At 42.5% G+C, this 24,752-nt stretch carries 19 protein-coding genes and 1 tRNA gene; 6 read left to right on the top strand and 14 right to left on the bottom strand.

Annotation, left to right across the window (positions count from 1 at the left end; genetic code table 11):
• Positions 1 to 44 precede the first annotated feature (44 nt).
• From cysC to ACO05P_RS07050, 4 genes are read right to left on the bottom strand one after another with little or no spacing between them, the layout of a single operon-like run.
• Positions 45 to 641, bottom strand: coding sequence for an adenylyl-sulfate kinase (gene cysC / locus ACO05P_RS07065; protein WP_421754384.1), 597 nt, complete (start codon positions 639 to 641; stop codon positions 45 to 47).
• A 2-nt stretch (positions 642 to 643) separates the two neighbouring features.
• Positions 644 to 2,416: an SLC13 family permease gene (locus ACO05P_RS07060; protein WP_421754383.1), complete on the bottom strand. Its 1,773-nt coding sequence runs from the start codon at positions 2,414 to 2,416 to the stop codon at positions 644 to 646.
• An 8-nt stretch (positions 2,417 to 2,424) separates the two neighbouring features.
• Entirely contained in the window at positions 2,425 to 3,453 is a 1,029-nt protein-coding gene (locus tag ACO05P_RS07055) for a Gfo/Idh/MocA family protein (protein WP_421754382.1), read from the bottom strand.
• The gene (locus ACO05P_RS07050) at positions 3,446 to 4,027 is read right to left on the bottom strand and encodes an acyltransferase (RefSeq protein WP_421754381.1); all 582 of its coding nucleotides are present in this window, start codon (positions 4,025 to 4,027) and stop codon (positions 3,446 to 3,448) included. The genes ACO05P_RS07055 and ACO05P_RS07050 overlap by 8 nt, the downstream gene beginning before the upstream one ends.
• Positions 4,028 to 4,266: 239 nt before the next feature.
• Between ACO05P_RS07050 and ACO05P_RS07045 the strand changes: the two genes are divergently transcribed.
• The 4 genes from ACO05P_RS07045 to ACO05P_RS07030 all read left to right on the top strand — a co-directional run bounded on the left by ACO05P_RS07045 (position 4,267) and on the right by ACO05P_RS07030 (position 8,304).
• On the top strand, positions 4,267 to 5,439 hold the full coding sequence (locus ACO05P_RS07045; protein ID WP_421754379.1) for a gliding motility-associated C-terminal domain-containing protein: 1,173 nt from the start codon (positions 4,267 to 4,269) through the stop codon (positions 5,437 to 5,439).
• Between the two features lie 117 nt (positions 5,440 to 5,556).
• Positions 5,557 to 6,864 (top strand): sensor histidine kinase, encoded by a 1,308-nt coding sequence (locus ACO05P_RS07040; RefSeq protein WP_421754378.1) that lies wholly within the window; start codon positions 5,557 to 5,559, stop codon positions 6,862 to 6,864.
• Positions 6,865 to 6,958: 94 nt separating this feature from the next.
• Positions 6,959 to 7,035 (top strand) — tRNA-Asp (locus ACO05P_RS07035).
• A gap of 834 nt (positions 7,036 to 7,869) precedes the next feature.
• Positions 7,870 to 8,304 carry a response regulator gene (locus ACO05P_RS07030; protein WP_421754376.1) on the top strand — a complete coding sequence of 145 codons (435 nt, stop codon included), beginning with the start codon at positions 7,870 to 7,872 and terminating at the stop codon, positions 8,302 to 8,304.
• Here ACO05P_RS07030 and ACO05P_RS07025 read toward each other — a convergent pair.
• From ACO05P_RS07025 to ACO05P_RS06995, 7 genes are all read right to left on the bottom strand, one after another.
• On the bottom strand, positions 8,301 to 10,040 hold the full coding sequence (locus ACO05P_RS07025) for a ComEC/Rec2 family competence protein (protein WP_421754374.1): 1,740 nt from the start codon (positions 10,038 to 10,040) through the stop codon (positions 8,301 to 8,303). The genes ACO05P_RS07030 and ACO05P_RS07025 overlap by 4 nt on opposite strands.
• Positions 10,041 to 10,214: 174 nt before the next feature.
• Positions 10,215 to 14,636, bottom strand: coding sequence for a hypothetical protein (locus ACO05P_RS07020; RefSeq protein ID WP_421754372.1), 4,422 nt, complete (start codon positions 14,634 to 14,636; stop codon positions 10,215 to 10,217).
• Between the two features lie 20 nt (positions 14,637 to 14,656).
• A complete protein-coding gene (gene prmA / locus ACO05P_RS07015) occupies positions 14,657 to 15,493 on the bottom strand; it encodes a 50S ribosomal protein L11 methyltransferase (RefSeq protein WP_421754371.1) in 837 nt (278 codons plus the stop codon).
• Positions 15,490 to 16,263 carry a triose-phosphate isomerase gene (gene tpiA, locus ACO05P_RS07010; protein ID WP_421754370.1) on the bottom strand — a complete coding sequence of 258 codons (774 nt, stop codon included), beginning with the start codon at positions 16,261 to 16,263 and terminating at the stop codon, positions 15,490 to 15,492. Before tpiA ends, prmA begins: the two co-directional genes overlap by 4 nt.
• 10 nt (positions 16,264 to 16,273) lie before the next feature.
• Positions 16,274 to 17,347: an ABC transporter permease gene (locus tag ACO05P_RS07005; protein WP_421754368.1), complete on the bottom strand. Its 1,074-nt coding sequence runs from the start codon at positions 17,345 to 17,347 to the stop codon at positions 16,274 to 16,276.
• Positions 17,348 to 18,493: a BT_3928 family protein gene (locus ACO05P_RS07000; RefSeq protein WP_421754367.1), complete on the bottom strand. Its 1,146-nt coding sequence runs from the start codon at positions 18,491 to 18,493 to the stop codon at positions 17,348 to 17,350. It abuts the gene before it with no gap.
• Between the two features lie 6 nt (positions 18,494 to 18,499).
• Positions 18,500 to 19,039, bottom strand: coding sequence for a DUF1599 domain-containing protein (locus ACO05P_RS06995; RefSeq protein WP_421754365.1), 540 nt, complete (start codon positions 19,037 to 19,039; stop codon positions 18,500 to 18,502).
• 35 nt (positions 19,040 to 19,074) lie between these two features.
• Here ACO05P_RS06995 and folP point away from each other — a divergent pair, with 35 nt between their 5' ends.
• Positions 19,075 to 19,938: a dihydropteroate synthase gene (gene folP, locus ACO05P_RS06990; protein ID WP_421754363.1), complete on the top strand. Its 864-nt coding sequence runs from the start codon at positions 19,075 to 19,077 to the stop codon at positions 19,936 to 19,938.
• On the top strand, positions 19,939 to 20,706 hold the full coding sequence (gene cdaA / locus ACO05P_RS06985) for a diadenylate cyclase CdaA (RefSeq protein WP_421754362.1): 768 nt from the start codon (positions 19,939 to 19,941) through the stop codon (positions 20,704 to 20,706).
• On the opposite strand, the gene ACO05P_RS06980 is transcribed toward cdaA, so the two are convergent.
• Genes ACO05P_RS06980 through ACO05P_RS06970 form a run of 3 tightly spaced genes read right to left on the bottom strand, consistent with a single transcriptional unit; the run spans position 20,703 to position 24,731 of the window.
• Positions 20,703 to 22,166, bottom strand: coding sequence for a TolC family protein (locus ACO05P_RS06980; protein WP_421754361.1), 1,464 nt, complete (start codon positions 22,164 to 22,166; stop codon positions 20,703 to 20,705). The two genes, cdaA and ACO05P_RS06980, sit on opposite strands and share 4 nt — an antisense overlap.
• Positions 22,159 to 23,481: an ABC transporter permease gene (locus ACO05P_RS06975; RefSeq protein WP_421754359.1), complete on the bottom strand. Its 1,323-nt coding sequence runs from the start codon at positions 23,479 to 23,481 to the stop codon at positions 22,159 to 22,161. The genes ACO05P_RS06980 and ACO05P_RS06975 overlap by 8 nt, the downstream gene beginning before the upstream one ends.
• Positions 23,481 to 24,731 (bottom strand): efflux RND transporter periplasmic adaptor subunit, encoded by a 1,251-nt coding sequence (locus ACO05P_RS06970; protein WP_421754358.1) that lies wholly within the window; start codon positions 24,729 to 24,731, stop codon positions 23,481 to 23,483. Before ACO05P_RS06970 ends, ACO05P_RS06975 begins: the two co-directional genes overlap by 1 nt.
• Positions 24,732 to 24,752: the final 21 nt, after the last annotated feature.

Genomic DNA, 24,752 nt, shown 5'->3' with positions numbered 1-24,752 from the left:
CCTTGAACCTGGTTCAAGGGGATTTCTTTTTGCTTTAAATCGTATTACAAGCGCTCCTTTAATTTGTTAAGGATTAGTTCAACACCTTCCTCAACCGTCATTTTATGGCTAGGGATTTTTAAATCCGGATTAGTAGGCTCTTCAAAAGGAGAGCTTATGCCGGTAAAATTTGAAATTTCTCCTCTACGGGCTTTGGCATAAAGACCTTTTACATCACGTTTCTCACATTCTTCAATGGGACAATTCACGAAAATTTCAAAGTAATTTTCAGCTCCAATTAAGTTTTTCACTTTTTGACGTTCTTCCTCAAATGGAGTGATGAAGGCGGTTAAAACGATGAGGCCGGCATCTGCCATTAATTTGGCAACTTCACTGATTCTTCGAATGTTTTCCACTCGAGATTGATCTGAAAAGTCTAAATCGGAATTTAATCCTGAGCGAATATTATCACCATCCAGTATATAAGTATGACGACCCTGCTCATAAAGGCGACGTTCTAATTCGGAAGCTAGGGTCGATTTTCCCGATCCGCTCAAGCCTACAAACCAAATAACCATTCCTTTATGACCCATCAATTCAGCGCGATCTTCTGATTGAATTTGATGTTGATGGGGAATAATGTGGAGCTTTTCAGTATTCATTTTTAGAGGTAAAAGACTTTAATATAAAACAGGAATACGGCAACATAAATTAGGCTGATTATCGAACCAATGCGGAAAAAATCCCGAAAGCGGTATTTTCCCAGTTCCAGCACCATCAAATTGGTTTGATAAGCAAAGGGAGTGATAAAACTGCAAGAAGCTCCAAAGGCGGTGCTTAGAAACATGGCTTCGTAGCTGATGCCGGAACTAATTGCTAAGCTATAAGCCAAAGGGAACATTATGGATACAGCCGCTACATTGGTAATGAATGAGGTAAGCAACCAGGTAGTGATAAAGACCACAGTAATAAGGGTGAAATGATTCCAATGACTTGCTCCATTAAAAAGGGAATCCGTAAGAATCTGAGCCCCACCGGAACTTATCAGACTGTCGCCAAGGGCGAGGGAGACGATCAAAATAATTAACAGATCTAAACTTAGAACCCTATTGATTAAATCCAGGTATACCATTTTGGTGGCAACCTGAATGCCTAAGATAACCAGTAAGGCTTCCAAGAAGCTAATCACACCAAAGCTGGACAGTAAAACGGATAAGGCTGTGCCAATTCCAAATAACCATTTAGAGCCTGAGGCCTTCTCAGTATGCTTATAGTGTTCTTCCAGAATAATGAAATCACCAGAGTTTGAGCTTCGCTCTAAAAAACGAGGACCGGCTACCATTAAGAGGACATCACCAACATGGAGGTCGATGGAGCCAATTTTCCCGGATAATTTCTCGCCTCTGCGATGGATGCCAATAATGGCTGCATCATAACGCTGGCGAAATCCCATTTCCTTTGCATTTCGCCGATCCATTTGGGAGTTCTGTGCAACAATAGCTTCTACATAACTGGTGTTTTCAATCAGCTGAAATTCATTGGTTTTAGCCAATTCAAGGCCTGGGAAACGATTTACCAGATTATTAATTTGGCCGGTATCTCCAGCAAAGAGCAAAACATCATCTTGTCGCAAAATCTCGGATGGTGGTACAGGAGCAATTTCCCGGTTTTCTCGAATAATTTGAGTGAGGAAGAAACCTTCCAGATTACGAAGTCCTACCGACTCCACTGATTGGCCAGTGTATTGACTGTTTTCGATCAGCCTAAGTTCAATGAGATACTCGCGACGATTGTCTTTGATTTCACTTACAAGATCATCTTTGGCGCCTAAAAGCTTAGGGGCTATTAAAGCCATTGCCAAGATTCCTAAAACTGTGATGCCAATTCCTGGTAAAGTAAAGTCGAAGAAGCCCAAAGGTTGTAAACCTGCATCTTGAATCAGCCCGTTTAATAAGAGGTTGGTTGAGGTACCTATCAAGGTAATAACGCCCCCCATAATCGCCGCAAAGGATAAGGGTATCAATAGCTTGGAAGGGGAGATGTGATGGTTTTTTCCCCATTGATGCACAAAGGGAATCATTACACTCACCACCGGGGTATTATTCATGAAGGCAGATAACAGAGCCACCGAAGAGCCCATTCGGATGATAAAGCCTTGAGGAGTTTTCACACTCCTAAAGAGCCTGTTTAATCCGCCAATCAGATCAAAGGATTCATTAATCCCTGCCGTAATGACAATGAGCAGAAAAATTTTAATGATGGAGGGATTACTTAATCCTTCCAGAAAATCTATTGCACTAATAGCGCCACTAAGTATCAGAGCGCCTCCACCAAAAAGAAATACCAAAGAGGTTTTAAATCGATCGGTGATTAAAACCAAAACCAGTAGACCGATAATAATCAGGCTGGCAATGCTATGGTATTCGGGACTAAGCAAGTGCTAATTTATTCGCTAACTGCTTGATACATGCGCTCAATAATATCCACCACTTTTAAGCCTTCCAAGGCATTAGTGGTGATTGGCGCTCTACCTTTCAGTACGTCAATTACATTTTCAATCAAATACACATGATTGGCGGCACTTCCTTTATAGGGACCATAATCATTAGGAGGGTTTGAAGCCTTTAGTATTGGCATTTCATAGTCTTTAACATGGCAGTATTCCACCTCGTTCATGTATTGACCGCCGATTTTAATGGTGCCATTTTCCGCTAAAATGGTGATGCTGCTTTCGAAGTTTTTATCCCAGCAAGAAGTACTAAAGTTCAGTACTCCCATTCCTCCATCTGTAAAATTGAAGCTGAGAATTCCCGAATCTTCAAAGTCCGTAGAGTCACTATGATTAAAGTCTACCATACGTCCCTTGATATCTTCGATGTCTCCAAACAACCAATACATCACATCAATAAAATGGGAGAATTGGGTAAAGAGGGTTCCTCCGTCTAAAGCTTTATTACCATGCCAATTACCGGGTTTGTAATAGCGTTCATCACGATTCCAATAACAGTTGATTTGCACCATATTTATCCGCCCCAATTTTCCACTTGCTACCATGTCCTTAATCCATACGGAAGGAGGGGAGTAGCGGTTTTGCATCACTGCAAAAACATGACGGTTTTTATGTAAGGCAGTGAATATTACTTTTTCGGCATCGGTTTTCCTTAAGCTGAGTGGCTTTTCAACCACCACATGGTATCCTGCATTCAAACAAGCAACTGCATGTTCGGCATGTAAGCCATTAGGCGTAGCAATGTTTATCGCATCAATTTCCAGATTGGCCTTAAGTAATTCTTCTAAAGAAGAAAAAAGAACCACATCTTTCATTTTGGGGTCAATACCAAGATCGCTGGCAGGGCGGGTATCACAAAAGGCGATTAATTCCGCTTCCGGGTTTTGCCAAATCATTTCAGCATGTCTTTTGCCGATGTGGCCACAGCCAACAACAGCAAACTTTATGGGCTTATTTTCAGTCAAGGATTAATTCTATTTGATCTTGATTCAGTTTGTAACGCTGCCCACTTTCTGGGCATGCGGCTTCTTGATTTTCATCAAAATGGAGTCGATGGCCATATTGACTCATCCAACCAATTTGTCGAGCCGGGTTCCCCACTAAAAGAGCATAAGGCTTAACAGTTTTGGTTACTACCGATCCGGCCCCAATAAAAGCGTATTCGCCAATATCATGACCACAAACTATAGTGGCATTAGCGCCAATTGTTGCGCCTTTTCCTACATGAGTTTTCTCGTAGGCATTCCTTCGATTTACTCCTGAACGAGGATTGGAAACATTGGTGAAAACCATGGAAGGGCCGAGGAATACATCGTCGTCGCAGCTTACTCCGGTATAGATGGAAACATTATTTTGAACTTTAACATTTCTACCTAGTATTACTTCGGGGCTTACTACCACATTTTGGCCGATATTACATTTTTCACCCAAAATAGCCTGGGGCATAATATGGGAGAAATGCCAGATTTTAGTGCCCTTGCCAATTTGGGCTCCTTCATCTATAACCGCCGTGGGATGTGCAAAATATTCGTTTTCCATTTCGATAAAGATAAAAGCGAAATTAAGAAAGCTCGGGCAGCCTATTACTTTCTCGCTTTCATTTAATGCATATTTCTATTTTGCGGGATCAATTGGTAAGAAATGGCTACCTATGAGCTAGAATTATAAGATGATGAGTTGCTAAACGTTTAATAATTGCCTTCCCCCTTCAGACTAAGTGTGGGTTTTTATATTTTAGCCAATCAGAGAGATTTGTACCCATTATGGGGATTATATATATGAAGAAGCTAACCCTATTGTTTTTAACCCTCTTGAGTGGAGGCCTTTTTGCACAGAATCTCGTGCGTAATGGCTCCCTTGAGAACACTGGTAATTGTCCTATCACCGATACGGTCTTCAGTAATTATGTAAACCCCTGGACTTTTTATAAAGGCGATCCCGACTTCTATCATCCTTGTGGTTTTCCCGGCAGCGATTCTGCTACAAACAATGCGCTACCTTTTGATGGCGATGGTTTTGCGGGAATCGATGTATACGGGCTGCAGGGTGTAAACTATGTTCGCGAATACCTTCATGGTGAATTGAAGAAACCTTTGGAAGAAGGAAAGTTTTACCGAGTAAGCTTTTATGTTCTCCCTCGTAACAATGATGATAAGGGAGATTCCTATGGGATTAATAATATTGGAATGTTACTTACGGATACGGTTGTAGACTCTGTGCCTCCCGGTAATGTGATTATGGCCAGTCCCCAGGTTGTAGCGAAGGATCCTATTACCCAAGTAAATTATTGGACTCCGATCTGCGGAATTATTAAAGCTAAAGGAGGAGAAAGATATATTACTATTGGTAATTTTACTCAGGATGCTGAGACCGACGCGGTTCCCTTGGAAAATGCATCCAATCCGGCTACTGCTTACTATATGATTGATTATGTTGAGGTGTTGGAAAATGATTTACCTCAATTACCACAAGATACGGTGATTTGCCAGGAAGGGCGCATAGATTTACGGGTGGCTGGTCCTAATATTTCGGTGCTTTGGAGTGATGAAACTACCACCTCAAACTTCATCATAACCAAGCCTGGTCTTTACACAGCGGAAATATCCAATGGTATTTGTAGCTATACCGATTCCATCCAGGTTGATGGCGTAAACTGCGAAGAGTGTGTTACTTATGCTCCAAATGCTTTTACTCCAAACGGAGATGGGCGCAATGATGAATTCATTATCACACCTATTTGCGATTCAGATGGCTATTTAGAACATTATGATTTGCGAATTTTCGATAAATGGGGTCGAAAAGTTTTTGAAACACAAAGCCCAGATGTTGGCTGGACTGGTAAAAATGCTGAACATAAAGGAGTGTATACCTACACTTTAGAATATCGATTCAGCAGCGAAAGAGAAACCAAGACTCGTATTAAGCGAGGTTTTGTGACTATCCTCAAGTAGCTAAAAAGACCTTTAGCACGGAATCTTAATCAACTTAAATACATCCTATCTAAGCTTATTAGTAATTGCGGGATAAAATTTTATTTTGGTCCTGTTAATCTACTCACTGCTTGCTAAATGGAACAGTACATTTGGAAAAAACTTGGAATAAGCTCGAACTTCAGCATTGAAGAGCGCTTATTCATGAGTACAACCTTCCTCAGTGCTTGTTTTTTAATATTACTGACCTTGCCTCTCTACATTCAAGATTCGGGTAGGGCGGCTTTTTATCTTTTACTATTAGGGCTAAGCTTAATCTCCTGTTATATTCTGGTGCGCTTGTGGCGGAAGTTGAATATCGCTAAAGTTTTTCTGAGCCTGGTGGTGCTGTTTTTCTCTCATCTTATTTTCCCTTTAACGGGCTTTTTTAAAGGTCCCGTTGTATATGGATTAGTCATGTTTTTTGTTCTGAGCCTGGTTGTTTCAAAAAGCAATCTGGAGCAAAGGATCAATTTCATCCTGATACTGATGATTGGATTAGACTTGATCTTCTACCTGGCACCAATGCCTGACCCTCAAACTACCTGGATTTATTTTCTCACCTATTTTGCGTTTACCTGTATATTTTATTTGGGCACGGTCTATTTAAAAATGATGTACGATCAATCCACGGCATTAGTCGGCAAACAAAAAAGGGAATTGGAGCAGATTAGCCAACGAATGGAGAAGCAGATGGTGGAAACCAAAGAACTTTCAGCTCAAAAGGACCGCTTGTTTTCTATAATTGGACATGATTTGCGCAGTCCTTTATCTGGTATAGAAGGCTTCCTAAATGTTATGGACCATGGTGGTGTACCCGATGAGGAACGTAAGATCATGCAGAACGAATTATTGCGTTTAACTCGTAACAGCCGAGCTTTACTTGATAATCTTTTACGCTGGGCCAAAAGAGATACCAAGGCATATGAAGCATCCAGGGTGGACTATCCCAAGCTAATTAAGATGGTAGGAGAGCATTTAAGACCATTATCAGATGCCAAAGGGATCAGTCTGCAGATATTAATAGATGAAGGGGAGGGAATGGTCACCGGTGATGCAGATATGCTGGAAATGATCATTCGTAATCTAATCAGCAATGCCATAAAATTTACACCCAAAGGGGGGTGGATTAAAGTTCGGGCCTATGAAATGGAATCGGAACTTAAATTAGAAGTAGAGGATAATGGTATTGGTATGACAGAGGAACAACGAAAAAAGTTGTTCTCGCCCCATCGGGAAGTTGGATTAGGTACTAATAAAGAAAAAGGAGTAGGCCTAGGATTGATGTTATGCGCTGAGTTTCTGAATTATATGAATGGCACGATAGAAGTACGAAGCGTAAAGGATAAAGGGAGCTGCTTTACCGTCCGTATCCCGCGTGTTTGGGGCGAAAGCTATAATGTTTAATTTTTTTGAATTTTTTTTCCAGAAGGGCTTGCGTCACTAAAATCTACCCTTATATTTGCACCCGCGTTTGAGAAAACGACGTTCTTAAAAATCTGGTCCGGTAGTTCAGTTGGTTAGAATACATGCCTGTCACGCATGGGGTCGCGAGTTCGAGTCTCGTCCGGACCGCCAACAATCCAAACCCCCTCGAAGTAATTTGAAGGGGTTTTTTTGTTTTTGGCTGGTGAGCTTTTGAAAGCATACCTGTCATCTCGGCTTGGCCGAGACGAGTTCGAGTCTCGTCCGGACCGCCAACAATCCAAGCCCCCTCGAAGTAATTTGAAGGGGTTTTTTTGTTTTTGGCTGGTGAGCTTTTGAATACATGCCTGTCATCTCGGCCAGGCCGAGACGAGTTCGAGTCTCGTCCAGACCGCCAACAATCCAAACCCCCTCGAAGTAATTTGTGGGGGTTTTTTGTTTTTGGCCGGTGAGCGTTTGAATGCATACCTGTAATCTCGTCCTGGCCGAGATGAGTTCGAGTCTTGTCTGGAGCAACAAGCCCTAAGCTCTTCAATGAAATTGGTGGATTTTTTTAGAAATTGAATAGGAGAGAATATATATCCTTGATCCCGGTAAAGTCTGATTTCAATTCTTATCACTACTGCAAAAAAGGTAAACCAAAGCCTGGGAAAATGCGGATTTCTTCGAATCTTCAAGCCGGAAGCTTAGTTCGATATTCCTTTAATATGCAATTCGCCAGCCCTTGTAAAAACCTCTTGTTTAATAGGGTAATTTAAATTGGGCGCCCCGAAATACTGTTTTTGATTTGATGCTTCTTCATCTTATATTTGGACAACTTGAAAACTAGAAAGTCATTCAAGTTAAAACTCTGCATCGTTAATTTTTAGCTCAATTTAACTGTTCTCTAAGCTTATTGTCGATTGTACTAAAACACTATATTTGCGGCAGTAAATACTTAGTGTACTTAGTACGCTTATTATAGGGGGCAAATAACACAGGATTAATATGATGGCAACAAAAAATGGCGTAATTGCGGAGGAAGAACGAATACAGCTTGTAAATCGATCCATGAGTCATTTTTTAGAAGGAAAAAGAGTTTTACTGGCCGGTGCCAATGAAGTAGATGAGATGTTACTTCGGTATATGGTAGTAGAAAGTGGTGGCGTTTTAAACGTAGCCAAAGGCATTGAAGAAATGCGGAAGACCTTGAGTAAAAGTCGTTATGATCTGATTCTGATGAATTCTCGTCTCGATAATGAAAATGCCATGGGCATACTTCAACAATTACGAAAGGAAGGTCTGGTGAAATCTCCGGTAGTGGCGATTAGTAGTAATGATCTTGTAGGAAGAGCTATTCATAATGGCTTTGCCTATGTGCTTCGTCGCCCACTGGAAAAACGTAAGATTTTAGCGGCTCTAAGCGCAATCTTCCAGAACTAATGAAGTTCAAGGTAGTTAGTACGACTGCTTAGAAAAGAAATATTTAAAGCCTGGCAATAAGATCGCCAGGCTTTTTCTTTTTCCAGAGATTTACCGGTAAAGATGACATGGGCCGGGTTCAAAACTTTAATTGCGCTGTAATCATTTACAATTTCAATAGGTTCAGATTCCAATGGACTATTTAGTATCAGGCGGTCTAAAACTATTTTTATACTAATGTTAGGATCAATATAAGGCAAGGAGGCACTGGTATCGATTAAAGCTTTCAATTGGGAGCCTTTCAAATGATAATGATCTAATCCGCTGCGATAGCTGAACTCATTTTTATTACCGGGATAAACAATAAGACTTAAATGTTCTGTTTTTTTCTGATAGAGGCGGTAGCCCAGGTTCAAACTGCATAGTATTAATCCCAAAAGAATATATTTCTTGCGATTGAGCTGTGGTCCAAAAAGCCAAGAGGCCAGAAAAACATAGGCCAGGATACAGCCTAAAAGCGAAACATTCACCGGGATTTGAGCATTGGGTAAAGAGCTTATCCAATTACCTATACCTCCTAAATACTCCAATAAATAGGGATAGTATTCATTCAATGTATTCAAGAGCTTAAATTGATCTAATAGCAAAACCAGGAGACCAGTGTACATTATAAGGGTCATCAATGGTAGAACCAGAAGGTTGGCGAGTAAGAAGTAGAGTGGAAAACTCCCAAAAACATAGAGGCTTAAAGGAGCCGTAAATAATTGGGCAGCAAGAGATACATAAATGAGTTCTTGCGCCGCTCGTAAAGGTCTGCTTTTAAAGCTATGCCAGGCTTTCAGTTTTGGAACCAAATAGAGTATACCAATTACGGCAGAATAGCTTAGAAGAAAGCCTAATTGGCGAATTAATAATGGTTGAAACCAAAGCAGAACCAAGGCTGAAGCCCAAACTGCGCGTAGTCCACCCCCAGGTCGGTTAATTAATTTAGCAATGGCCAAAAAGCTAAAGAGAGTAGCGGCCCGAAGTACAGATGGACCCGCTCCACTTAAGAGACTAAATGACCATAATCCAATTATGCTTAAAAAGCAAATAAGTATTCTTGAATAGGGCAGGGATTTAAAGGGGATTAGTACATATTGAAGCAAGAGATATACTATTCCCAGGTGAAGACCGCTAACGGCCAATAAGTGCATTAAACCGGCAGTTCCGAAGTTCTTTCTCAGCTCTGGGTTTATATCGCCTTTTAAACCCAGGAAAAGGGCTTTGTAGAGTGCCTTTTGATTATCGGTCCAGGGCCAAGTATCGATTCTTTGTGCTAAAGAATTACGATAGTTAAGCAGGTGCTCCTTAAAATTGGCCTCTGACTTTATTTTGGCAATGCGGCTCCATTCTAAGCGGGCCCTAATATTTTGATTTTGCAGATAGCGCTTAAAATTGAATTGATCCGGTCGACTGGGCCCTGAAACAGGAAGCAAGTCTCCTTTAATCCAAAAGCGATCGCCTGCATTCCAATGAGCGCAAATACTGTCAGTACTCCGGCAATAATACTTTGCTCGACCCTCTGCGAAATGCAGTTCATAACGGATACCCTTTTTCTCTATGTAGTTTAAGCTCAATGCTGTTTCAATGCTCTGTTTTTCCTCCAGCATTTTAGGTTGAGCAAGGAGTAGCTTTAAAATCAGAATTAGGCATAGGCTAATCAAAGCCAGGTTCCCTTTCCAAGATTGTTTTAAAATAGAAATCCAAGCATCCATAAGCTTTAAGGAAAGACCTCAATAGGATGGCAAGGATTCTTTAAGATGTGGAGAGAAAAGGCATCCTACTGAGGTCTGATTTACAATCTTTCTCTAAAGTAGGGTCGTGCTTAATTGCTAAAAGTGCAGAAGCTGCCTTTTAAATTGTTTTAAAAGCGCAAAATGAAAGGGTGTTTACTGATCTTCAAAACTATCGAAACGACGAATGAATCGGTTCATTTTTCCCTTGGTACTAATGCTGTACATAAATGGAGGCATGCCGCGTACTTCATTTCGACGATCTTTAATATCCATTTCTTTGAGTAAGGTCATGAATTCATCATTGGTGGTGTAAATCCCCATTTGGTTACGCTTATAGTCGATGTATATCTCATCAGAACCAAGGTCCAAATAGATGTAAATTTCGTCACCACGACGTTTACGCTGAATTTCGACATAGCCTTCTACCTTGGCATTAACGAAACTTTCCCCAAATCCGGCAATCCCAATGGGACCTTCGCTTAAAAATGAGATGGACTCTGGTGTCCAGTTCATGGTTAACTCACCAAATAATAAGGTTTGTTGTAGATCATCAGGTACTTTTTCAGGCGCTCCAAAGGCTTTAACCTCTTCTCGGAACTTGGTGAGATCCTTAGGCTCCAGTCGGTACTCGGTGGCTATTTCAAAAGCTTTACGCCCGATGTTTACTCCTTCTCCATCTGCATTGTCGGCAACAATCTGGGCGAATTTTTCCAATAAATCTTTAGCAAAGAAGAACTCCATTCCCATGGTAAGGTCCAATTGCATTTTATCCGTATTCAGATCGTAGCTAATCAGACCATACGAATTAATGTTTAACTGACTTTTTCCATCACCCAAACTCATGGCGCCTTCGCCTTCCATTGTACAATTCAGGTTATTGAAGCGCAGAATATTGATCGGAAGATCGGGATTGGCAATTTTTTCCCGTTCTGTAATAACATAACTACTTATGGCTTCATCATAGTAAAGCACTCCATTGGCAAAGAACATTTGCTTGTCGGTGGGGCGTACCTCCTGACTTAAGAATGCCGCGTATCCGCTAATTGTGTCTGAGGCCAAATAAATACCATTGGCCAGTAATTTGGTTTTATCCTCTGAATCTACCTCCGGCAATTCTATGATGATATTAGCAGGATCAATTAAACTTTGGAAATTAAACCAGTTGGTACTTATGGCATCACAATTAGCTTCAATATGGGTATAGCCTCTAAATAGCAGTTCCTTTCGATCCGCACGCATGCGTACATTTCCATAATAGGCAAAGAATGGACTTAGATAGAAGAAATCTTCCTGCTTTACTTGAGCAAATCCAACAGTGGTGCCAGTATCTACTTTTAACTCTTTGAAGTGAATAGGCCAGGGGGTTCCATCTTTATCCACATATTCATAGTCACCTTCTCCCTGGTAGTAATTAGCAGATTTGATGTCTATTGAGGCCCCGTAAATATTGTGATATTGATCTACCAAGTTTGCAGTAACGGCAGCATTGGTTAAGGTGCGCATAGCAGCATTACTATCAATTGCTACATAGCCTGTATCAGGATAGATATAAGCATCAGCCACCATGATTTCTGGAACTTTAAAGGATTCCAATAAAGTATTTTCAAGATAGAATTTAGAATGGTCTGCCAGGAATCGCAGAGAGTCCTGGTGGGGATGAACCGAAATCATTTCTGAAAGTCCGGATCCGCTTTCCTTGCTTAGATCAATGGCTTTTTGGGGAATCTGCCAAAGGGCAAAATCCATGTAGGCAATATATTTATTGGCCGTTAAGCTGAAATACTGATCGGTATTCAGTAATCGGAATTCGCCTTTTTGCTTATTAAAATCGATATCCGCTTGAGCACTATCTACACCAAATCCCCAATCAGCATCAGGGTTGGCTCTAACTCGGAATGCTGTATTGGGCGATAGTAGTTTTCGGCTTTCGTAGGTATAGTCTTGAGAACGGGTTTCTGCATCCAAAAACTCATTAAGGCCCTTTCCTTTTAAACCGGTAGGGGAATGTGCTAAAGTACCCGTGGTACGCATACCCATTGCATCATACAAAGCAAAGGGCTGTTCCATGCTGCTGGTGTAAAGCACGTCATTATAGGGTTCCCAATGCAGCTTACTTTGATCTATGGTTACATGCGGATTAGAACCTGCACCACCCGTTTTTTCAGTAATTTCATAGGAAGTGGTGATGCCATCCGTACTATCCGGGAAGAAGAAAAACTCTTCGGAATAGGCAACCGAGTTTAAATAGTCGAGTTTGCCATTTCCGCGTAAGCCACGGTTGCTTAAGCTTAACTCTGCTGTATACTGTCCCTTTCCGCCATATGTTGGAAAGCCACCAGCCGGGGTTTGCCGGGTAAAGCCCAGGGAATAGTCCTCCTGTACTTTAATAAACTCTTCAAATTCCGGGAATATATTAGCCGAGGTAAGGGTGCCATCAAAAGACAGACCCGTGGTGGAGGTATTGTCCAAACTGTCAATTTCGAAAGGCTCCAGCGTTACATAAAAGTCCTCTCGATTATAGACCCCATCAAAGATGCTACGTTTATCATAATAGATATAGGAGTCCTTAGCGGAGGTGAATATGGGATACTCGGAGAAGGAGCCTTTTCCCGATTTGTTATTGGGCTTATCAATTTGAAGGTCCCCCGTTAGATCCTGTAATACTGTTTTAACGTCAACCAAATAGCGTTGGCCCAAAGCATTCGGTTCGAAGCTTAATACCTTAAAGCGCATGGAGTCGATATCGACCATGGCAATGCGGAATTGCTCGTAATTGAACTTAAATTGATTTCCCCAGAAATTGAATCGACCTGCACTAATTTGCCCGTCAAAATCGAAATTCAAATCCTTATGAATAATGATTTTCTCATTCGCCGGAAATAGACCTACCTTTTGGGAATCAGAGAGGGTAATGGCTTTAATACCTTCAACTTCCATAGCGTAGTCTTCCAGGCTTAAAGTTGCATTGGTACCATTCTCCAGGCGGGATACAAACTGAATCACATCGAAGTCGCGTAAACCCTTAGCATTGAGGATGTACTCAAAGGTTTTGTCCTTGATATAAGCTTCGCGAGTTTGTACACTGTAATCAATAAATCCTAAAACGGAAAAGCGCATAAGGAATCGATGTGCATCACTGCGATCCATTTTAAGGTGGTAGGCAATGTCTTCATCTGTAAAGGTGCGGGTACCCCCCATTTTCTGGGAAAGCCTTTGTAAGGTCACCAGGGGGTGTGTACTGCTCATACCTCGCAAGTCATCGAATCGCCGACCGCGATAGTAGTTCTTACTCTCAAAGACCACAGGTGAAGTAGAGCCCATGTTTAAGCTGGAGATCTTCATGCGCGGACTGCCCACCTCCCAGGTTATGATATCGAATAACATATCCAGATCATGGTAGGTGTCTGAAAAGATGGCGGAGCCCATGCCTTCATCATTGCGAATAAAGCTGAACTGTTTGCGTTCTGGCAAATAGCGCATGGTCACTTTTGGATGGAAAATGCTATCACCATTACCGAGATAGATTACCGCTTCCACATCTTCAGAATACACCTTATCTCTGCGTAGCCAGAAACGACGAGAAGTAGCTTTAATTAATACGGTATCCTTGTAATCTAAAATAATGGTAGCTCGGCTGCTGTCGTTTCCACCGCCATAAAAGCGATCGCCAATGATGGAAAATCCACCTCTAAACTGGGCATAAGGCAGAATATAAGGTACGTAGAGATCATTGCGATAAGACCTAAAACGAGGAAAGGTTGCATGTCCGGTCTCACTTTGGCTGGTTAATTTCTCTTGCCAGCTACCTTCTACCGGTTGATCGAGGTAGAAATTGGTATGCAAGGTTACCGAGTCTATTTCCAACTCTGGTTTACTTACATCAAAAGAATAATTCAGGATGTCTACATAAGCTGAATCTTGAGGGAGACCGGCCCGGGTAAAATAGCCGGTACCTCCCTGACCATCAAATTGATATTGACGAGGTCGAAATTCACCTTGCGTTCCTTCAATCAGGGTGCTATCGTTCTTGTAAAAGCCCACAAGATCGGAGATGGCGAAACTAAATACCGGGCCATTATCGAAGCGATATTGACCTATTTCACCAATTATTTCCCAACGCAATCGACCATCGTCATAGAGTACATTGCGATGAATAACATTGTAAAAAGTAGCGAGGTATACCGAGGACTGTTTTGCGGGTCTTTTGCTTACTTCTTCAAAATCCTTGTAAAAGCGCTCTAATTCTCCTTCGGCCTGCTCCTGCTTAAACCAGATGCTAATACGCAGTAAATGAGCCCAGTCCTCAAAATCGCGCATTCTTTTTCGGAGAAGGGTATTGCTTAAATCGTAAAGCAAAGCGGCTTCTTCATCCGTAAATTGATCAATAAAGAGGCTATCGAAATCTCTGCTTAAGTGCTCAATAGCCGTGTCCTCAAGATTATTATTCTCGTCTTCCCAAAATTGTTTTAACTCCTGTAAATAGCTAGTCTTTTCTGGGGTGAAACGTTTTAAGCTTTGGCCTTGAAGGGCCATGAACGAGCTGCAGAGAAAAATAAATATGAGGCGTAATCGCATCGGCAGAGGGTATTTGGGAATTAGGGCTTTTGATAATGAACGCATTGCCAGCGTTCTTCTTCTATTCGATGGCGAAATTCTAGTCCTTGATTTTGCGCTTCTTCATCAATCAGCTCAAAATCATGGGCAAAAAATCCACTAAAGAGAATAGATCCACCGGAAGCCAGGGTATCCACGTAGGCCTTCATATCTTCCAATAATACATTTCGGTTGATATTCGCCAGAATCATGTCGTAATTTCTTCCTGTTAATAAGGCCGCATCACCCCATTCGGCTTTAACCTTATCAGCTTGATTGCGTTCGGCATTCTCAGCAGTGTTTTCAACTGCCCATTCGAAATTGTCAATCGCATCAATATCAGTAGCGCCTAATTGTTGGGCTAATATTGCCAGGATTCCGGTTCCGGTACCCATGTCTAAAACCTTTTTGCCTTTGAAGTCAAGGTCAAACATAGCTTTAGCCATTAAACGAGTTGTATGATGATGCCCGGTTCCGAAGGACATTTTAGGCTCAATTACGATTTCATGATCATAGCTTCCGCTGATGCTATGAAAAGGAGCTCTGATTAAAAGGCGCTGCTCCAAGCTTACAGGCTCATAATTGCGCTCCCATTCTTCGTTCCAGTTAATTGTCTCCAATTTTTCGGAGCTATAGCTGATTTCAAACTCTTCTCCATTAAAAAGGGGCAGAGCTTCTAATTCTTCAGCATTAAAATCCTCTTCCAAAATATAAGCCTTTAGGCCTTTGGGACTTTCTTCAAAACTGTCGTAACCTAAGTTATCCAAAAGGGCTAGAAGGATATCGCGGCCCGGTTCTACTGGGCTTACTTGGAAATCGAGGACTAGGTAATTTTTCATCGTAAAATGGATTCTCCGATTTTAATAAGCTCCAAGAAGGAGTCAATTTGGATAGAGGCGCCACCAATTAATCCACCATCAATATCCGGTTGACTAAATAAATCCTTGGCATTGGCAGGTTTTACGGAACCACCATAAAGAATGGAAGTCTCATCTGCTACCGTGGCAGAAAATTTACTGGCCAGGAATTTTCGAATAAAGGCATGCATTTCCTGAGCTTGTTCTGGACTGGCAGTTTCCCCGGTTCCTATAGCCCAAATCGGTTCGTAGGCTAAAATGATGTGAGGAATCTGATCGGCACTGAAATTTTTAAGACCAGCTTCCAATTGCTTTTCGATATGATCGAAGTGTATTCCAGCTTGACGTTGTTCCAAACTTTCACCTACACAGAAAATTGGGTAGAGGTCGTATTCCAGGGCTTTGTGAAGTTTAGCTTCCAAAAGCGCATTATCCTCTCCGAAAATTTCTCTTCTTTCCGAATGCCCTACAATTACTAATTCCACCCCGGCATCTACCAGCATACTGGCGCTAATTTCACCCGTATAAGCTCCATTTTCATGGGCGCACATATTTTGGGCAACCACCGAAAGTTTAGTGTTTGTGGAAAGCTTAACAGTTTGGACTAATTGATGCGCCGGAGGAGCAACAATCACGTCAATATGTTTGGCCGGATTTGCATTTAGATAGTCATCACTGGCTTTAACCAAAGCGGCGCCTTCGGCCAGGTTCAGGTTCATTTTCCAGTTCCCGGCAATAATTTTACGTGCCATTTTATTTCAATTAATTACGTACTCTGGGATCAACCCAGGCATACAATAAATCTACAATTATACTGATCACCACAAAGGTAATCGCAATCAATAGTACTGCCCCCATTACGAGAGGCAAATCCAACTGATTTAGAGCGTCAACAATTTGTTTTCCCAAACCGTTCCAGCCGAAGATATATTCTACAAAAACAGCTCCGGCCAACATAGAGGCAAACCATCCGGAAGCAGCGGTAATAACCGGGTTTAAGGCATTTCGCAAGGCATGTTTCCTTAAAATGGCGGGCATGCTTAAGCCTTTGGCCCGAGCAGTGCGGATATAATCTTGTCCTAATTCCTCTAAGATAGAAGATCGACTCAATTGAATGATTACAGCCAAGGGTCTAATCCCCAGGGTTATCGCGGGCAAAATTAAATTGGACCATGCAATGTAGCGCCCTTCTCCATAAAGATCGGCCTCATATAAGCTCCCGGTCATATTAAGACCGGTCCAGGCAGAAAGCAGATAGCCAAATATCCAGGCCATTAAGATGGCCGAGAAGAAGGAAGGTACCGACATACCCAAGGTACCAAAAAAGCTAATACCGCTATCGATCCAGCTGCCTTTAAAGCGGGCTGCTACCATACCCAGGCTTAAGCCTAAAATTAAGGCCAGGGTCATAGCGGCAATTGCCAGCACCAAAGTATTGGGAAAAGTTTCACTTAAGATAGTACTCACTTCTTTGCCCTGCGACCGAAAGGAGGTGCGCAGATAAGGTGCTTTTAAGCAAAATTCTCCTTCCCCTATTTTGAAAAGCCTTATGGGCTTTGTCTGATAGCGTTGATAATTACTAAAATCTTCAGGATTTGAACTGTGCCAGGAAAGAGGACTCAGGTCATTGAGGTAATGCATATACTGTTGACCAAGAGGTAAATCAAAACCATATTTGGCTTTGATTCGTGCCAATTGCTCGCTGTCTTCTCTTTGATCCAGCATCATCCGGGAAGGATCGCCAGGCAATACGTTAAAGAGAAAGAAGACAACGGTAATAACACCCCACATCACCAGGAGGCCATACCAGGTTTTATTCCAGATAAAACGCAGCAATTATTTCCAGCTTTGAGCCAGCTCTTCAAAAGCTGGTAAATCCTGTGCATGCCACTTTTTAACGATCAGCCCTTTCTCCAACATTACGATACCGGGATTGGCGCGAATAATGGTTTTGGCTGTGGTTCCGTCGATAATACCAAAACTAAAGCGCAAAGACCAGGCTTGAGTTTTTTCAGCGGCCAAAGAAGGTAAGCTACCTGTAATGCCAATAAAGGGAATTTCTTGGTCGGCTGCTGCCAGGGCAAATTCATTTAAAGCCGCATAGGCGCTGCTGTCGCTTTTAGTAAGATCATAAGCCACTAAAACAAAAATCCGCTCGGCTGCCAATACCTGATCCGTAACATCATTGCCATTCATTTCAATGCTGAAATCATGAATAGGAGGTTCATAGCCTTCGCTTAATAAGACAGTTTCACTTTCGTCGCTTTGAATTTCCCATTCTTTTTTCTGCCACCAGCCTTCACTGATATAGTCTTCAGAGTTCACCTTCATGCTCTCCTCAGTATGGGCATTTTTTAAGGTGTAAATAGTGGCGTATTTAGGCGGCTCCAAATTCAATTCTTCGGCAGATTTCATGCCTTCAACAATGCTTTTGCCTTCAGCGTAGGGGCGAAAGTCTTTAATAGGAAGATGTTCTAAAACAAAGTAGCCCAGAGCAATGCATCCAGCCAAAGAAAGGCTTAGCACGACATTTTGGCCTCCAGGCCCCAATAGTGGTTTAATGTACTGACGGTTAAAGAATATCAAGCTTATTAAGACCGTGAGAACTACATCTTTACCAAAAGACTGCCAGGGTGTTAAAGGGATAGCATCACCAAAGCAACCGCAATCTGTCACCTTATTAAAGTAAGCAGAATAGAAGGTTAGGAAGGTGAAGAAGACAATCATTAAAAGTAAAAGCCAGCTGGTGAGATTTACCCATTTGCCCAGCAATAAGGCCACCCCAAGGATTACTTCCAAAATAACGATAAAGAGGGCCAGAGGAAGGGTGAAGTCACTAAGAAAAGTGAGGTTAAGAACATCGGGAGCAAAATAATCGCTTAGCTTAAAGGCGAAACCCATCGGGTCATTGAGTTTGATCAATCCTGAAAAAATAAAAAGGGCACCTACCAGCAGGCGCGATATCTGGGTGATCAATTTCATAGTGCTTTATTTTTCATTCATTTTAATGAGTGCGAAAACAGCATAGTTTACCATATCCAGGTAATTCGCATCTATTCCTTCCGAAGCAATGGTTTTGCCGGCATTATCTTCAATCTGTTTAATCCGAAGGATCTTTTGCAAAATCAAATCGGTGAGAGAAGAAATTCGCATATCGCGCCAGGCTTCACCATAATCATGGTTTTTACGCTCCATCAAATTTTTGGCCACTGTAGCCTGGGCATTAAAAAGCTCCAGGGCTTCAGCTTCATTTAAATCGGGTTCCTGAGCAATGCCTCTTTCAATTTGCACCAGAGCCATCAAACTATAATTGATGATCCCAATAAATTCGCCCTCCATATGGTCGTCCACTAATTGCACGCCCTTATCCTGAATGCTTCGCAGGCGATTGGCCTTAATGAAGATCTGGTCGGTTAATGAAGGTAAACGTAAAATGCGCCAGGCTGCCCCGTAGTCGCGATGTTTTTTCAAGTATAAACTGCGGCAATGTTCAATTACCGAATCGTACTGTTCAGAAGTATTCGCCATTTGATAATTTCGCTGCGATTAAAGATAGCGGAAAGGTGGCGAAAGATAAGGCATTTTACCAGAAAGGAAGTCTCAATTTAAGGGGCAAAGTCTACCCATTGGATCAGGCAATGATTATGGGAATATTGAATATTAACCCTGATTCTTTCTTTGATGGCGGGGCCTATACAACGGTAGAGAAGGCCCTTACTCAGGCTCGAAAGATGCAAGCTGAAGGAGCGGATATTATCGATTTGGGTCCAGCTAGTTCCAAACCAGGTTCTGCCTTAATCGATGCAGAAAAGGAGTGGCAAATCCTGGCTCCGGTTATTGAAGCCTTACAAAGTGAAATGCCCGATATGCCCCTTTCGGTGGATACCTACAATGCCCGTACTGCAGAAAAGTCCTGGGAAAATGGGGTGGCCCTAATCAATGATATTTCGGGAGGCTTGATCGATTCAGCAATGATTCCCTTCATCGGCGAAAGCCAGGCACCCTACGTAATGATGCATATGCAAGGCTTACCTGAAACCATGCAGCAAAACCCGCAATATGCCAATGTTGTTAAGGAAGTGGCGCGTTTTTTTAGTGAGCAGTTGGAAAAGCTGGTGGCGGCTGGCGCGAATGACATTATCCTTGACCCCGGCTTTGGTTTCGGAAAAAGTCAGGCGGATAATTACCGTCTTTTTCAGCATATCGACTACTTCAAGCAGATTTTTGAACTCCCAATTTTAATAGGTCTTAGCCGTAAATCGATGATCTATAAAAGTTTGGGTCTTAATGCTCAGGAGGCCTTAAATGCGACTACCGTAATGCATACTTTAGCATTGCAAAAAGGAGCCAATATCCTTAGGGTACACGATGTGAAGGAGGCGGTGGAAGTGCGCAAAATCCTTAACTTGAACCAAAATTTCGCCTAAATGTCGTTTCTCGACTTCAGCTTCCTGGATCTTATCGATATCCTCTTGGTTGCTTTTTTACTTTATCAATTATACCGCCTCATCAAAGACACGGTGGCGATAAATGTATTGATTGGTGTAGCAGCCATTTATCTGGTTTGGAAATTGGTTCAAGCCCTGCAAATGGAATTGCTGAGTGAGATTTTAGGTCAGTTTATAGGGGTAGGGGTAATTGCTTTGGTAATTGTTTTCCAGCAAGAGATTCGTCGTTTTTTATTAATGATTGGTTCTACCAATTTTACCCGACGTAAAGCGCTTCTTCGCTTTTGGCGGATTCAGGGAGATGATGACACTTCCTTAATTGATTACAGCGATTTGATTAAGGCCTGCGGTTCTATGGCACGCAGTCGAACTGGCGCTTTGATAGTGATTGAAGGCGATTCTAAATTGGGTTTTTATGCCAGTACCGGAACTCCCATTGGAGCTCAGATTAGTGCCGGATTATTGGAAAGCATTTTCGCCAAAAACTCACCGCTGCACGATGGCGCAGTGATCGTGAGTGGTAGTAAGATTGTGGCTGCAGGTTGCATTTTACCCTTAACGGAGAAAACGAATTTACCTTCACGATTTGGTCTAAGGCATCGCGCGGCTTTAGGAATATCGGAAAAGGCCAATGCTTTGGCTATCGTGGTTTCAGAAGAGACAGGCGAAATCAGTGTGGTTCGCAATGATCACTTTCAGAACAAGGTTAGCCTGGATGAATTGAAGCTGGCTTTGAGTAACGATTAGTATTCTGCCTCGTAGCTAATTACCCGATCATTCACAAAATCATAAAGACACAAGCGGCGCAAGGTGTAATAAGCCACCCAAAAACGTTGAAGCTCTTGTAAATAGCTTTGCTTAGCACCGTCTTTTTCGCTCTGTGCGATATTGATATCAGTAATGCTAATCTTCCCAGTAAGGTAGCGTTGGCGGGCCACTTCATAACGTTTCTGGGCTACGGTATCTGCCTTGGCAGCAATGTTCAAGCGCTGGTATTGGGCATTAAACTGCATCACCTGCAGGAAGATTTCTTGCTCGAAATTAATTTCATCTTGTTCAATATTAACCTCCTGCAATTGGCGGTTGGCCTCAGCCCTGCGAATTTGAGAACGCGCCTGGCCCCAATCTACAATAGGGATATTAATACCTATGGAAATATTTTGCTGCTGGGCATAGGGATTGGCATAGGCAGCATTGTAATTATCCGCTTGTCGGTTTAATCCAAAATTGGCACTGAGGTTAAAATTGTAATTGGTATTGCCACGGGCTTGAGCTACAGACTGTTCGGCTTCCAGGCGACGACGGCGGAAATCTAATACCGCAGCACGATTTTTCCGGGCTTCGCTTAAAGCCTTATCTAAATTCACCTCCATTTGAGGTACTTCCGAGGGAATGCCTAATTCCAATTCTTCTTCGCTAGGGATGCCTAAATATCGCTTCAATTCCTGAGCGGCAACTTCATAATTAAGCCGCGCATTGGTTAATGAATTTTCAGCATTAAGTAAGTTCAATTCAATCTGCAAAAGGTCGTTCTCTGCAATCTTACCCAGATTATAACGCCCTTGCGAAATCTTGTAAATCGTATCATTGTTTTTTACGTTTTGCTCTGCAATGCGCATGCTGATTTTCGAAGTAAGAGCCGCGAAATACAATTGGGTAGTTTCATTGGCGATGTCTTCCAGATCCTCCGAATAGGCACGGCGTGAAGCTTCATAAGCCAGAGGCTGAATCTTATTCTCCCATTTCAAAGAATTATAGAGAAACATCGGTTGGAAATAACTCACTGAAATAGGGGTGCTGAAATAGTTAATCCTTCGATCCGGGCGATAAACATCAGTTCTTTGCAGGCTACTAATCAGCGATAAGCGACCACCAGTCCAAACCACATTTTGGTCGAGGGAAAGGTTTCCGCTAAGAAATAGTTGTTCGCGTTCCGGGAAGTCGTAAGTACCATCCGGAAGGGTTACCCGATCAATGGCGCTGGAATAATTGGGCAAACTCCCACTTAAGTTTAATTGGGGCAATAAGCTCGCTCTAAATTGACGGTAATTCCAATAGCGATTTTCTGCGGTATTGATGGCCCTAAAATAGGAGGGCGATTGCTTTTGTGCTCTTAAAATAGCTCCCTTGAGGTCGAGCATTTGGCTTTGCGCCGATGCGCTTCCCATTATAAGGAAGGCCAGTATCAGCCGATACACTTTATTCATAGCGTAAAGATTCAACAGGGTTTTTCTCCGCAGCTTGGCGGGCAGGGGATAATCCAAATACCAAACCGGTAAAGGAGGCTACACCAAAGGAGATGATAATGGAGATAGGACTCACTATGGTTTCAATATCTGCAAATTCACTAATCACATAAGAAGCAAGAACACCTAGTATTACCCCGATGATACCACCACTTAAACTGATTAAAAGTGCTTCAAAGAGGAATTGAGTAATAATGTCTTTTTTCTTGGCGCCGATAGCCAAGCGGGTTCCAATTTCCTTCGTACGCTCCAGCACCGAGGCCAGCATAATATTCATAATACCTATGCCTCCTACCAATAAGGAGATACCGGCAATGGCACTTAATACCAAATTGAAGATGTCCTTAGTGCGTTGCTGCTGTTCCAATAATTGTTGGGGAATGATAATCTCAAAATCGACCATCCCATTATGAGTGCGTTTCAGTAATCTACTGATTACATCTGCACTACTTGCTAAATACGCACTATTATCGATTTGAACTAAAAGGCGATCCAACTGATGGTAATTATTGCTGCTGCTGGATTTTTCTTCATCCTCATCATCATCGAAACGCCCACTCGATTCGCGCAACTTAGCACGATCACGGTAACGACTCAATACCGTGGTAATGGGAGCGTAGATATCCATGTTATAATCTCGGATGCCTAAGTTTTCCTGAGCCTGGGTGGTGATATTTAGGGTTTGCGAAACTCCTATAATGGTAAGCCACTGATTCCCCACTTTTATCTTATCACCTAAGGGGCGTTTCCCGGGGAAGAGTTTCTTGGCCATGCCGCTGCCAATGATACATACTGGTTCTTGCATTTCTAAATGCTCTGGCGAAAACATTTGACCGTAGCGCAAGGGAATATTGGATACAGGAAAAAAGCTGGGTTCAACCCCAATCAATTTGGTGCTACGTCGGCGGCCGCCGGAAATTACCGAGGTTTCAATGACAATCTCCGGACTTACGGCGGCAGCGGTGGGAAGTACCCGATTAATGCTACGTGCATCTTTAAGGTCTAATCCTTTGGAAAAGCGCTTGGGCTCTTTGGCTGAAAGATCTTCTTCAATCTTTTCGTCTTTTTGCTCAACTATGGGTTTGATTTCGATATTGTTCACACCCACCAGTTCAATCTGGCGAAGGATTTCAGCCTGGGCCCCTTCTCCAATGGCAAGCATGGTAATTACCGCAGCCACCCCGAAAATTATCCCCAGTGCGGTTAGGATCGAGCGCAGGGTATTAGCCAGAATAGCGTCGAGCGCGATATTTAAATTAGTGAGCAGTCGATCCATTAAGAATCACTTAAGGTCCGAATGCTATTGTCACTGGCCGAAGCAGGTTCGGTGAGGAAGACTTCTACATCGGCTTCCAGGCCAGCTTCAATCACGGCGAACTCATCGTTTCTTGAGCCAATGCGCACTTCTTGTTTTTCGATCGAAGCCCCGTCTTTCATGTAAACAAAAGTGATATCGTCTTCACTAAATATGGCTTCCAGGGGTACCTGAACTACAGATTCCAGGGTTTTGGTAATTATTGCATTAGAGGTGGTCATACCGGGACGGTAAGTGCTATCTGCCTCATTAACCTCAATGATGATTTCGAATACTTTACTTTCAGAATTCTCACGATCGACTCCCACATTTGCAACTTCAGTAACGGTGCCACTTAATTTAACATCCGGAAAAGCATCGAGACCAATTTCTACTTCCTGGCCCGTTTTCACTTTGCGGATATCCACCTCATTGATATAGGTCTTACTTTCCATTTGACTGAGGTCGGGGAGGGTCGCCACACCAGGATCCCAGGGTGAAATGGTAGACCCCGTTTTACGCTTTTCACCGCTCCATTCGCGGATATAAATCACCATCCCGGGTTTGGGAGCGGTAATTACGAATTCCTTTTCGAGGTCTTGAAGGCTTTCGTATTTATTGCGGGTTTGGGCCAAAGTAGCACCGGCTTCGCGCATTTTGGCCCGACTTTGTTCCTTTTTAATTTTGTAATTCTCTTTGCTCTGCTCCAGGTTTTGTTCCAGTTTAATCAAGTCTAGTTTTAACCTTTGGATGGTGGCTGGCGGCTCAAACTCACTTTGCTCAATTTCTACCTTTTTCTGGCGGATATCAAATTCAAGGCTTTCAATACCGCTGCGTTCCTGACGTAGTTCCAGAGTCGTATCTAATTTGGTTTGGGTATACTGACTTTGGGCTTTTTCCAATTCATTGTACAATTCATTGAGCCTTCCACTGAGTTCGGTTTTATCCAGTTCTGCAACTTTATCACCTTTCTCCACATAGGTGCCTTCAGCTACCAAATCTGAGATTTTGATATTGTACAAACCAAAGCGACGGGCATTTTGCGGACCGCTAATATCCTCAGAGTTCTTAGCCATAAGCTCACCGGAGCTGGTAACTACATCTTTAAATTCTCCTAGAAAGGATTTGGCGGTTATGTCTCGACTAATTTCCTCTTCACCACTCAGGGCCCAAAAGGAAAGGATTAACACCACTACACCGGTGCCAATCCATAGATTGCGGTTTTTCTTCAAGATAGTTCCACTTAGGTTTAT

The organism is Croceimicrobium sp., from assembly GCF_965228705.1.
Taxonomy (GTDB): domain Bacteria; phylum Bacteroidota; class Bacteroidia; order Flavobacteriales; family Schleiferiaceae; genus Croceimicrobium.
This window is presented reverse-complemented; position numbering and strand designations above follow the sequence as displayed.